Source organism: Bacillota bacterium, assembly GCA_036504675.1.
Taxonomy (GTDB): Bacteria; Bacillota; Sulfobacillia; order JAJYWN01; family JAJZPE01; genus DASXUT01.
The window spans coordinates 1-11811 of the sequence record DASXUT010000195.1 but is presented as its reverse complement, the minus strand read 5'-3'; the positions used below and the strand labels follow the sequence as shown (position 1 = coordinate 11811).

Below are 11811 nucleotides of genomic sequence, written 5' to 3'. Positions count from 1 at the left end.
ATTTGACGCGACTCGGCCGGCAAAGAACGGATGGACTTGCGGGTTACAGAGGACGACTTGGCTGCCGCCCCCTAGTTCTTTCCGCCGCAGCAATGACCAGTGGCGCAGCCGCGAGTGATCGTTTCCAGCGAGGCAATTCGTGGAGTAGTGTAAGGTCTCTTCTTCACTTTATCACCCCCTCTACTCTCAGAGTGCAAGAACACAAGTCACCTCTGCATTACACATATGGCTTACAGCCATGGCTCCGATAGCGACGGAAACATTCCAGACCCTGGCAAGACGGTGCCACTTTCGGGGGGATAGCGATGGCCCCTTGCGCTTTCGTTTATTACGGCCGCAAACGCGACGCAGTGGGCACAGTGTAGACTCCCGGTAAGCCAGAACTAGGAAAGATGCATCGGGTAGTTCGTTTTGGGCGCTGGAGCCCTTGTAGGCTTAACGGACGTTGCACTTTGCCAGCTAGTTCTGGCCGCCGCAACACGAACCGGTGGCGCAACCGCGTGCGATCATTTCTAGGGGCGCAATGCTTGGGGCAGAATACCGCCTCTTCTTCAATTCCTACCACCTCCTTTGTCCTCGGCCTTCGTAACCGGAGCACTACTTACTCTGCAACCCGCAAGATGGTTCACTTGGTACCTTGACAACCGCCGCCTCTTGCTGCTTAGCCGGAAGAGGCTATTCGCCAATCGGCTTTCAGCACAGCCAGGAACAGACCAATCACGGTGAAACCGCATACAACCAGAAGGTCCTGCCAAAATTGTGGGGATAACTCTCCCTTTATCGCTAAACGCAGACTCTGCGCAACATAGGTTGTTGGGATGACCTTTGAGATCACCTGGAGAAAAGGGGGGAGTTGACTAGCGGGCACATAGACGGGGGCAAACATGACAATGAGTGGCGCGATGATCTGAGTTGCCAGCCCGACGGCCTCAGGCGTTTGGCTGTAGAAACCTACTACTGCTCCGACACTCGTCAGACTGTATGCACTTATTACATAAACCAGAAATACCATGAACGGGTTGAAATGCAGAGGCAGACCGACACCAATAGAGCCAAGTAACAACGTCAAAACCGAGGATGGAAGTGAGAAGAACACCCCTCGAGTCGCGACCGCCATAATGAACGCGAGCTTTGATATGGGTAATGAGGCATAGTACTCTAGGGCGTTCTGTTCACGGAGATACCCTATTGTCTGCCCAAGACTGGTCACCGCAGCTAGAACCGCAGCATTGGCAATGGCGCCTGTTATTACATATAGCTGGCTGTCAGGTGACTTTGTCCCACCGTATATCGAAAGAAAGAAGAGGAACGTAAGAGGTGAAAATGTCAGGTAAACCACGTACCAAAACCATTGGGATCTCATTGAATAGAGCTGCCCTCTTAACACCCAAACGAAATCGATGAAGAACTTACTCACTTCCTGCCTGCCCATTCGCAAAGCTCCTTCCGGTCAGTTGCATGTACACGTCCTCCAGGGATGGGGTTGAGACGCGAAAATCATCCAGAGACTGCATTCCCAGGACGTCTACCAGCTGGCTGAAGAGCCGGGCTACGTCTTGTGTTGTGGCCATTGCTGACCACGTCTGTCCGTGTATGTGCGTTACGTCGAACGGCGCAGCACTTACCTTCACATGGGGTTTCAAGGTAAAGACTACGTGGGACATGACGTCTAGGTTAGCCTTCAGCTCGCCAGGCGTGCCGATTCCCCTAACGATTCCGCGGTCGATGATTACCACGCGGTCCACCACGGCCTCCGCCTCGACGACATTATGAGTGACCAGGATCACCGTGACCCCATCATCCCTGTTTCGTTCGAGAAGGTAGCTCCAGACTCTTGCCCTTCTGAGAGGGTCTATTTCATTCGTGGGCTCATCCAAGATCAGTATTTTCTTGTGACCCATAAACGTTGACAGGAGGAGAGATAATTTACGCTCACCTCCGGAGAGCTGGTAAAGGTACCTATCTGTGCAGTGTCCGCAGTCAAAGAATTCGACCAGTCTCGCAGCTTGCTTCCGAGCATTTGACGAAGACATCCCTCGGTGGACGCCGGCGTGAACCAACACTTCCTTAAAGGAAAACGGGTTGAGAGACATAACCTTCTGACTGAAGTATGCAACTGTCTCAGGTACACGTTCTGGTCTGGCGACCACGTCTTTGGCGAACAAGAGTATTTGTCCTGACGTCGGTCTTAAGAGCCCCATCATCTGTCGTACCATGGTGGTTTTCCCGGCGCCATTCGGTCCAAATACTCCGAGTATCTCCCCGCATTTGATCTCCAAACTTATATTGTTATTTGCCACCACACGGCTTTTATAGATCTTCGTGAGCCGAGACAATTGATAAGCCGGCAGGACTCCCATCACACTTCCTCCCTACTGATGCATCGACAAGGCATCTAGTCCAGGTACGGAGCCGTCACCTTCGACCAGGTAAGCATGTTGATCATTAAAAATGCAGAGCAAACCGTTATTGGAGTCAAGGTCCCTAGAGTCCTGGAGTTGCCAAATACCCTCTTTCACAGAAGTTTTGGTTACATCCAGAAGTGCCCAACGATTTCCCTCGCTAACAAGCACGGCAGCATGCGTCGCATCCCCGAGACTCTCTCCTCTATGGGATAGTACCGCAACGTAGGAACTCCGGCCCAATGACCTAAGCAAGGAACACAAGACCACAGACTGTCGAAAGCAGTCGCCGAACAAGCTCCCTGTTGACTGCCAGAACGAGGCGACGACCGTGTTCCAAATTCCTCTTCTGTCACAGCAGATCTTAAACAATTCAATAATCGGGGCATCCTGGATTTTCTCGGCAATGGGGCACAGCGCTGGCGAGGAAGGGTTTATGTATGCGGAATACGTAAGATCGGCCACCACGAGAGCCCGAGTCATATTCTCACACTCCGTCGCGAATGAATGCCGGAGGGAAAAGCCCGTTGTCATACAGTATCTGACAGTCATCGAAGGACTTGCTGAACGAACGGGTGATGTTAAACACCCTAGCAGGACATAGATTGCCGCAATAGTCCCTGAATATGCAGATCGAACACACTCCCTCCAACCCACTGGGCCTCAGACTACGCAGATTTCTCAGAAGGGGGTCATTACCGACCGCCTGCCGTAACGAGCATTCACTGAGTCTTGAGACGGGCTCCCAGGCGGTACGCGACACCCCGCAAGCAGTCACGGCCCCATCGGGGAAGACTCCGACGGTGCTTTGGTATTGACATATTGTCCGGCCCAATCTAAGCTCTGATATCTCAAGCAGACACCAAGGCATCATGGCATAGACTTGGCCGGGGTAGGACCGATGCAGTGAGATAAGGTCTCGTGCCAGCTTGAGGTAGAGGTCGATGCTTCCAATCTCTCTAATGTGGGCCGAGACTTTTAAGAGCCCGATTCTGCGGTCACTCAGTAACCGTCCCATGAACTCAGTAAGCAGGGCTGCGTTCCCTCTATTCGCAGTGACATTGACTACCGGCGGTTGGCCGCCGACGCTGGGTATTCGTCTATCAGAGACTTCGTCGATATTCACCGCCAAGACGACCGATCCAGCATGTGGTTCCAGCGAACCTATGAACTGATCTGACAGTCCGCCAAGGTCAAGATCAAACCAAACGCGAATGCCGAGAGACACTGCTCTGGTCACCAGAGCTATCATGGCCTTCTCGTACTGTTCTGCGTTTCCAACGATTCGGAGGGTTTCGGCTCCAAGTTCCCTTGCCTGATTCAGAGCACTGGTCAGAAGCCCTTCGGAATACTCCACCCTAGAATCGAACCTTGCGTAGATTGTGCTCAGCTCATTCATGGTCATGCGGCCCCACCAGGAAGTCCTTGGGAAATAGTCCACTCTCGTAGAGGCTCTGGCAAACCGGATAAGGCCCGCTGTAATCACCAAACATCTCAAAGCTGTGAGCGGGACACAGATGCCCGCAGGCCTGTGAGAACATGCACTTGCTGCAGACTCCGCAATACTTCATCTCGTCCGAGTGACCCAACATTTGTAGTTCACTCGAGTGCTGCATAATATCTAGCACGGTTGCCTGTCTGACATTGCCAAAAACAGCTTGCTTATTGGTGACACCTATTCCACACAACGACACCCCCCCGTCAGGGAGTAGTCCAAGCGTGGTGCTGGGATCGCATCTCCCCAACTTGACCTTGGTTCCGGGGCGATAGAAGGCCATTGGAATCATGGAATGGATCTTGCCCGGGTACTTATCTGCAACTTGCTCAACAAGGTCATAATACTCAAACACTTGCCCTGGAGACAGAAGACGATCCTTCATGTCAGCCTGAGCTCGTCCTATGCCAACGCATACGGAGAACTTGACCGAACCACCAAGTTCCTCCACGACGTACGAAGCTGTTTCAAACATCAGGGGCAAATTATCCCGGAAGACTGTCATGATGCCCACAGCGCCAATGCCCGCAGCGCCCAAACACCTAAATGCACTATTCACGCGCGCAAAAGCACCGGGGTGCTTTCGGAATTTGTCAAACCCCTCATCATTTGGAAAATCAACGCTGATTCCAATTTCGAAGTCTCGCAATCCGGCGAGGGCATCCATCAGTTCTTTGTCCAGCAGGGTAGCATTGGTTTCCAAAGCAAGACCCAAACCATTTCGGCGACAGTAATCGCAGAGTGATAGGACGATTTCCTTGCGCAGCAATGGTTCCCCGCCAGTGAGTTTCAAACGCTTAATGCCAAGCGGCCTCAGTTGCTCAATAGTCGATATGTACTCGTCTAAGGTCAGTTCGGGCTGCTGATCCTGTTCCCGCCAAGAGCCACTACCGGCGACCCAGCAGTGAGGGCACGCCATGTTGCATCTCTGTGTAAGCGTGATGTAAAGCCTCTCTACTCTCGCCGACATAGCAGCCCCTCCATAACCAGTTCATCAAGGAAACTTGAAACGTCCCGTGCCGCTGTGTCAAGGTCCGAAATATCAAACGTCTCCACCAAAGCGGCCGCAATCTCAGCCGGGTATAGTTCGCATCTACCAACGATGAAGCTTCCGGTATCGTTCAATACTTTCACTGTTTTGTCGGTTGGGTCGTACACATAGCCTCCATCTTCCCGGAGAATCCATTTGAATGCAGGATTCCGTGCCAATGTCACTAGTATTCCTCCCCCCCTCGCGGTCAGATTTATCACAAGACACCCCTCACACCCGACATGGAAGGGTCGTGCCGGTCCGTCGCTAATGTGGCTGCTCATACAGGTCTCGAACGGGGTGCTTAAGAGAGGGTTTCACGTTTTCACACGGTGTTACGGCCCTCAGACAAACTAGACAGCAACTAATCCTGTCAGGATTAGTTGCTGTCTAGGCGTCCGCGGTCTAGAGACTTCTATCTCCAATTACCATGTATAGACTTATGCGCCCTTGCGGGATTTCCTTGCGCCTGAGTCCGCAATTCCTTCGACTCGGTTCGACAGATGTCGAGGACGTTTGAAGCTTTTCATAATGTCGCAAAGCAGCCAATTGGGCGACACCGGTGGAAGACCTGCCTTCTCAACCAGAACACGCCTCATAGGGTCGGGGAACTAGACTGTACCCGAGCTATGGACCATTCCCGTCTGTCACGCGCATATTCCGGGGCAAGTCGACCACCCATTCCGGATAATCCCGACCACCCGTTCCGATAAATCCCGACCACCGGTTCCGGAGAGTCCCGACTACTGGGGCCGGGTTAGGGCCCGGACCGGGCCGGACGATCAGGACCGGTTGCCTTTGACCTGTTCGACTGACCATCTGCCCCCCATCAGACCGGGCCGTTCTTCGCGGCTCGGCTTTTCATGTCCCCGGACGGCCCGCCCAAAGTTGGTCCTAGCAGGTATCACAGCACAATCAGGTAATTAAATAATCGTTTGGGCTTTGAGAAGGTGTAAGACGTCCAACGTTGAACATTAAGCGTTGGAACAGGGCCGTAGCGGTTCCAGTCCTCTGACCAAAACCAGGAGGGGAGAGCGTAATGGGCAAGCGGCGTCGTCTCGTGCCTCTGACGATCCTGTTGGTGATGGTGTTGGTGGCGTCCGTGTTCACCATGGGCTGTGCGAAGAGCCAGCCAAAGGAGACCGAGAAGAAGATTAAGGTGGCGGCGGTCTTCCCCGGATCCATCCAGGACTTGGCCTGGAACCAAGACGGCTATACGGTTCTGATGAAGCTCAAGGATGAACTGAAGCTCGATGTCAGCTACCAGGAGAACGTCTCCCAGTCCGAAGTCAAGGACGTCCTTCGGAACTACGCTCGGGAAGGGTACGACTTCATCATCGGCCATGACCTGAACTTCACCGACCCCGTGGCCGAAGTGGCCCCCGAGTTCCCCAAGGTCATGTTCGGCATCAGCGGCGGCTACAAGTCCGGGGCCAACTTCGCCTCGGTCACCGGGACCAACTGGGAATCGGCCTACCTCGCCGGGGCCCTGGCCGGTCTGCTCACCAAGAGCAACAAGATCGGCATCCTCACCTCGAGCGACTCGACCGTCGCCAAGACCATGGGCAAGGCCTTCGAGCAGGGCGCCCAGGTCTACAACCCGAAGGCCAAGGCGACCCGCACCTTCACCGGCAGCTGGAACGACTCGGTCAAGGGCAAGGAACTGACCAAGGCGATGATCAGGGACGGGGTCGACGTCGTCTTCACCAACGCCGGCCAGTCGAGCATGGGCGGCCTCGAGGCGGCCAAGGAAGGCGGGATCCTGGCCATCGCCGCCCCGAACGACCTCTGGCAGGTCGCCCCGGACACCATTGTGACCAGCGCCATCTCGTCCTCCGGGGCGATGCTCCGGAACCTGGTTGAGATGTACGTCAAGAAGACCTTCGAGGGCAAGGTCTACGTGATGGGCGTCAAGTCCGGCGTCGAAGACCTCACCCCCTATCACAACTTCGACTCCAAGCTGTCCAAGGACATCAAAGACAAGGTCGCCAAGGTCCGGCAGGACCTGATCGACGGCAAGGTCACCAAGCCCACGCTGGACAAGTAATCTCATCCCCCCCTGACCCAGCGAGCGCCCGCGGCGTCCGGGGCTTCGGCCCGGACGTCCGCGGGGGCCGCCGTCGAGGCCGTGGACTTGGAGGGCCTTTTCGTGACCAAGGGTAGTCTGAACATGCTGCGGGCCGGGCTCACCGGCCCCGATCGGTCGGCCCCGGGCCTCAAGGGTGGCATCCCGCTCGTCCTGGCGGCTCTGCCCATCCTGAGCACGCTCGGAGCCCTGTTGGTGGGGGCCGTCCTGATCGCCATTGCCGGGATCAACCCGCTCCTCGCGTACTACTCCTTGGTCCGCGGGGCACTGGGGAACCTTTATGGCTTCGGGGAAACCCTGACCCGGTTCATCCCCCTGACTTTCTGTGCCCTGAGCTTCGTCTTCGCCTTCCGCACCGGCATCTTCAACACCGGGATGGAGGGCCAGTTCTACGTCGGGGCCCTGGGCGGAATCCTGGTCGGCACGATGCTCCACCTGCCCCCGGTCCTCCACGTCATCGTGTCCATTGGGGTGGCCTTTCTTTTCGGGGCCATCTGGGCTTCGATCGCCGGGGTGCTGATGGTCACCCGCGGTTCGAGCGAGATCATCAATACCATCATGCTGACCTACATCGCCGCCCTCTTTGTCGACAATCTGATCGCCGGGCCGCTGCACGACCCCAGCGCCTTGGTGTCCCAAACCCAACCGATCGCCGCCGGGCTCAAGTTGCCGGTGATCCTCCCCGGGACCAGGCTCCACGTCGGGTTCATCCTGGCCATCGCCGCGGCTATCCTGGTCTACCTGGTCCTTTGGCGGAGCTCGTTCGGTTACAAGTTGCGGGCGGTCGGGCTCAACCCCGAGGCCGCCCGGTTCGCCGGGATGAACGTCAAGACCCTGGCCCTGGCGTCGATGTTCATCTCCGGAGGGATGGCCGGGGTCGGCGGCGCGGTGGAACTCATGGGTACGCTGTACCGATTGACCCCTGGGTTTTCGCCCGGGTACGGCTTTGACGCCATCGGTGTGGCCGTGCTGGGCGGCGAGAAGCCCCTCGGGGTGGTCCTGGCCGCGCTCCTCTTCGCCGTCATCCGGGTCGGGGCCGGGTCGATGCAGCGGGACCTCGGGGTCCCCTTCCCTCTGGTCAGCGTGATCCAGGGGCTGATCATCCTGTTCATCGTCGGTGGGACCTTCGCCTCAAGGGTCCTCCAGAACGCGGGCGCCCGGAGGGTTGGCCATGGACATTAACCAGACGATCTGGGTGACCGGCCTCCTGATGTCCATCCGGATGACGACCCCGATCCTCTTTGCCGGTATGGGCGGGCTGGTCAGCAGCCGGGCCGGGGTCTTCAACCTCGGCCTGGAAGGGATGATGCTCTTCGGGGCGTTCTTCGGCTACTACGGGTCGCTGGTCACGGGTTCACCGGTCTACGGCCTCTTGCTGGCGGCCGTCGTCGGCGTCCTGTCCGGGCTCCTCCTCAGCTTCTTCGCGGTCAAGCTGGCCGTGAACCAGGTCGTGGCGGGGATCGGCCTGAACATCGTGGCCCTCGGGTTGACCGGCTACCTCTCCAGGACCCTGATCCGTGACGGGAGGATCCCGATCGCCAAGACCTTCGCCGAACTGAAGGTTCCCGGCCTCAGCGACCTGCCGGTCATCGGGCCCCTCCTCCTCGGCCACACGGTCCTCGTCTACCTGGCCATCCTGACCCTGGCCGGGGTGGCCTGGATGCTTTATCGAACGACCATCGGGCTCAATCTGAGGGCTGTCGGCGAGGATCCCAAGACGGCCGCCACCGTGGGCATCAATGTCTTATTGTACCGCCACGCGGCCACCGTCCTCTCGGGGGTCCTGGCCTCGGTCGGCGGGGCCTACATCACCCTGGTCGCCGTGAACCGGTTCCTGGAGAACATCGTCGAGGGCCGCGGCTGGATCGCTATGGCGGCGGTGATCTTCGGCCGCTACACGCCCCTCGGGGTGCTCGGCGCCTGCTTCCTTTTCGGGGCCGCCGAAGCGCTGCAGATGTTGCTGCAAGTCTACGGGGTCCAGATCCCCTACCGGATCGTCCTGATGACCCCATATGTGTTGACCATGGTCGTCCTGGCCGGGTTCGTCGGCCGGGTGACCGCTCCGGCGGCCCAGGGCCGCCCGTACCTTAAAGAGTAGTCCTTCAGATGAGGGGAGACGTGGACTTGGAAGACCAGGGTCGGATGGCGTTGACGTTCGACGGGGCCCCGAATCCGCCGGGCACCGTGGATGTCCTCGAGGCCCTCAGGCGGCACAGCGTGAAGGCGACCTTCTTCATGGAAGGGCACCGTCTCGAGAAAGAGGCGTCGACCGCCCTGCGGGTCAAGGCCGAGGGCCATGAGATTGGCAATCACAGCTACTCGCATCCCATGTTCGACGAGATCGATCTCGACGTGGCCCGGATGGAGATCGAGCACACCGACCGGCTCCTGAGGGAGAAGGTCGGGGTGGAGACGCGTTGGTTCAGGCCGCCCGCCGGTCAACTGAACGACCGGGTCCGCGACTTCATCCGCGACCTCGGCTACGACATCGCCCTCTGGAGCTTCAGCATCAAGGATTGGGAAGGCCCCGGCCCGACAGAGGTCGCCGGGCGCGTCCTGGCCCAGGCCCGACCGGACAGCATCTGCGTCTTCCACGATCGCATCCCATGGGTCCCGGAGACTCTCGACATCGTCATCCCGGAACTCAGGCGTCGCGGCTTCCGCTTCGTCAAGGTGTCCGAACTCGGCCGTCGCGGGCTGGTCAGGTGACGCCATCCAACCTCCGCTCCGGCCGCCGTCGATCAACCCGACAGGGGGAACCCACATGCTGTTCAGCGTCAACCAAGAAGCCGCCAGGATCGTCAAAGACATCATCGCCCAGAGCGCCAAGCTGAACGTCGACGTGTTCAAGCTGAAGAACGGGACGACCGTCGTCGACATGGGCGTTCGGGCCAGGGGCGGTCTGATGGCTGGGATCAGGTTCATTGAAGCGACCATCGCCGGAATCGGCCAGGTCAGCATGGGCACCTTCCCCCTCGAGGGCATCGAGTTGCCGACCGTCCAGGTGCTGATCGATCACCCGGCGGTCACCTGCCTTTCCTCGCAGTTCTCGGGCTGGCGTTTTCCCGGCCTGAAGTACGACAACCTGGCCCCGCTGGGGTCCGGTCCGGCGAGGGCCATGGCTCTACGGGACATCTTCGCCAAGGCGGTGGCCTACAAGGACGATAACCACGAGGCCGTCCTGGCCATCCAGGGCAGCCAGCTGCCGGACGAGAAGATCGCCGACGAGAGCGCCGCAGCCTGCGGGGTTGATCCCGAGAACCTCTACCTCCTCGTCGCCGCCACCGGCAGCGTGGCTGGGGCCATGCAGGTCGTCGCCAGGAGCGTCGAGCCGTCGATGTGGCGGATCAAGGTCAAGGGCTTCGACCCGGCCAAGGTCGTCTGCGGGGTCGGCACCGCGCCATTGCCGCCGGTGATCCGCGACGAGCTGCGGGCGATGGACCGGGTCAACACCTCGCTCCTCTACGGGACGACGGCGACCCTCTACGTCGACTGCGCCGACGAAGAGGTCGAGGCGGTCATCGACAAGCTGCCGCTCCAGGCCTCACCGCTCTTCGGGACCCCGTTCCTGGACATCTTCCGGGCCGGCAACTACGACTTCTACGAGATCGACAAGGACGTCCACACCGTGGCCAGGTTCGTAATGAACAACATTGCCACCGGCAGGACCTTCAGCGCCGGGATGATCCGTCCGGACCTTCTGGCCAAGTCGTTCTTCAGCTAGGCCCGGCGCCCTCGCCGGAGCCCGGCGCCCCAACCCGATCGATCCCGCCGAAGAGAGGGGTCCTGCCTTGTCCCTTCTCATCAAGAACGCCAGGTTCCTGATTCAGGACGCAAGGACGATCGCGGAGCAGGCCGACCTGCTCGTCTCCGGCAACCGGATTGCGGCGGTCGGTCGCGACCTCGACGCACCGCCGGAGGCGACGGTGATCGATGCCACCGGCCGGGTGGTCATGCCCGGGTTCGTCAACGCCCATACCCACCTGTATCAGACCCTCCTCCGGGGCCGGCGGGACGACCTGCCCCTCCAGGAATGGCTGGCCGAGGTGATCTTCCCGTTCACCAACGAGATTCAGGCCGGCGCTAAGAACGGTGAGACGGAGATCGGCTACTGCTGGTCGATGCTGGGGGCCCTGGAGATGGTCCGCGGCGGCATCACCGCCTGCATCAACATGGACAAGACCCTGCCCAGCGTCTTCGAAGCCTGGCAAGACCTGGGGTTTCGGGGAGTGGGGGCGCTCAACGCGGCCAACCAGTGGATCCCCCCGGAGCTGATGATCGGCGACGCGGAGCGGAAGGCGGAGATCCTCCGGTACGTCGATCGATGGCACGGGGCTGGCGCCGACGCCCTCATCGACGTCTGCCTGGCCCCATCGACGGCCTACGCCTGCACCCCGGACTTCTTCCGCTGGCTGGTCGAAACGGCCGCCTGCCGCCGCCTGTGGTTCCACATCCACGTCTCCGAGACGCCTTGGGACGTGACCTTCTGCCGGGAACACTACGGCCTCACGCCCCTCGCGTACCTCGACACGCTGGGGCTCCTGGACCACCATGTGACCGCGGCCCACTGCGTCTTCCTGACCGGCGAGGAAATCGCCCTGGCCGCCCGCAAGGGGGTCGTCCCGGTCTACAATCCCAAGAGCAACGCCAAGCTCGGCAACGGGGTCGCCCCAATCGTCGAGATGCTGGCCGCCGGAATGACGGTGGCCCTTGGGACTGATGGCCCGGCCTCCAATGACTCTATGGACCTCTTCGAGGAGATGCGGGCGGCGGCCATGCTCCAGAAGGTCCACCACCG

General features: G+C 59.2%; 11 protein-coding genes. 6 read left to right on the top strand and 5 right to left on the bottom strand.

The annotated features are described in order from the left end of the window. Window positions 1-661: 661 nt before the first annotated feature. The 5 genes from VGL40_15385 to VGL40_15365 form a co-directional block, all read right to left on the bottom strand. Complete coding sequence (locus tag VGL40_15385; GenBank protein ID HEY3316645.1) at window positions 662-1432, bottom strand: ABC transporter permease; 771 nt, start codon at window positions 1430-1432, stop codon at window positions 662-664. Next, window positions 1410-2360 (bottom strand): ABC transporter ATP-binding protein, encoded by a 951-nt coding sequence (locus VGL40_15380; protein ID HEY3316644.1) that lies wholly within the window; start codon window positions 2358-2360, stop codon window positions 1410-1412. Before VGL40_15380 ends, VGL40_15385 begins: the two co-directional genes overlap by 23 nt. 529 nt (window positions 2361-2889) lie before the next feature. Further along, window positions 2890-3801 carry a hypothetical protein gene (locus VGL40_15375; protein HEY3316643.1) on the bottom strand — a complete coding sequence of 304 codons (912 nt, stop codon included), beginning with the start codon at window positions 3799-3801 and terminating at the stop codon, window positions 2890-2892. Beyond that, entirely contained in the window at window positions 3794-4867 is a 1074-nt protein-coding gene (locus VGL40_15370; GenBank protein HEY3316642.1) for a radical SAM protein, read from the bottom strand. The genes VGL40_15375 and VGL40_15370 overlap by 8 nt, the downstream gene beginning before the upstream one ends. Further along, window positions 4852-5148 carry a PqqD family protein gene (locus VGL40_15365; protein HEY3316641.1) on the bottom strand — a complete coding sequence of 99 codons (297 nt, stop codon included), beginning with the start codon at window positions 5146-5148 and terminating at the stop codon, window positions 4852-4854. Before VGL40_15365 ends, VGL40_15370 begins: the two co-directional genes overlap by 16 nt. 818 nt (window positions 5149-5966) lie before the next feature. Between VGL40_15365 and VGL40_15360 the strand changes: the two genes are divergently transcribed. From VGL40_15360 to VGL40_15335, 6 genes are all read left to right on the top strand, one after another. Then, complete coding sequence (locus VGL40_15360; protein HEY3316640.1) at window positions 5967-6974, top strand: BMP family protein; 1008 nt, start codon at window positions 5967-5969, stop codon at window positions 6972-6974. A gap of 102 nt (window positions 6975-7076) precedes the next feature. After that, window positions 7077-8195, top strand: coding sequence for an ABC transporter permease (locus VGL40_15355; protein HEY3316639.1), 1119 nt, complete (start codon window positions 7077-7079; stop codon window positions 8193-8195). Next, a complete protein-coding gene (locus VGL40_15350) occupies window positions 8185-9111 on the top strand; it encodes an ABC transporter permease (protein HEY3316638.1) in 927 nt (308 codons plus the stop codon). The genes VGL40_15355 and VGL40_15350 overlap by 11 nt, the downstream gene beginning before the upstream one ends. A gap of 26 nt (window positions 9112-9137) precedes the next feature. Continuing rightward, window positions 9138-9722: a polysaccharide deacetylase family protein gene (locus tag VGL40_15345; protein HEY3316637.1), complete on the top strand. Its 585-nt coding sequence runs from the start codon at window positions 9138-9140 to the stop codon at window positions 9720-9722. 55 nt (window positions 9723-9777) lie between these two features. Continuing rightward, on the top strand, window positions 9778-10737 hold the full coding sequence (gene mch, locus VGL40_15340) for a methenyltetrahydromethanopterin cyclohydrolase (GenBank protein ID HEY3316636.1): 960 nt from the start codon (window positions 9778-9780) through the stop codon (window positions 10735-10737). A gap of 67 nt (window positions 10738-10804) precedes the next feature. Then, a partial coding sequence (locus VGL40_15335) for an amidohydrolase family protein (GenBank protein ID HEY3316635.1) occupies window positions 10805-11811 on the top strand: 1007 nt, incomplete at its 3' end.

What these genes read in the sequence shown, in the direction of transcription:
- VGL40_15350 (HEY3316638.1), top strand. Translation starts at nt 8,185, where the DNA reads ATGGACATTAACCAGACGATCTGGGTGACCGGCCTCCTGATGTCCATC.
- VGL40_15370 (HEY3316642.1), bottom strand. Translation starts at nt 4,867, where the DNA reads ATGTCGGCGAGAGTAGAGAGGCTTTACATCACGCTTACACAGAGATGC.
- VGL40_15360 (HEY3316640.1), top strand. Translation starts at nt 5,967, where the DNA reads ATGGGCAAGCGGCGTCGTCTCGTGCCTCTGACGATCCTGTTGGTGATG.
- mch (HEY3316636.1), top strand. Translation starts at nt 9,778, where the DNA reads ATGCTGTTCAGCGTCAACCAAGAAGCCGCCAGGATCGTCAAAGACATC.
- VGL40_15385 (HEY3316645.1), bottom strand. Translation starts at nt 1,432, where the DNA reads ATGGGCAGGCAGGAAGTGAGTAAGTTCTTCATCGATTTCGTTTGGGTG.
- VGL40_15380 (HEY3316644.1), bottom strand. Translation starts at nt 2,360, where the DNA reads ATGGGAGTCCTGCCGGCTTATCAATTGTCTCGGCTCACGAAGATCTAT.
- VGL40_15375 (HEY3316643.1), bottom strand. Translation starts at nt 3,801, where the DNA reads ATGAATGAGCTGAGCACAATCTACGCAAGGTTCGATTCTAGGGTGGAG.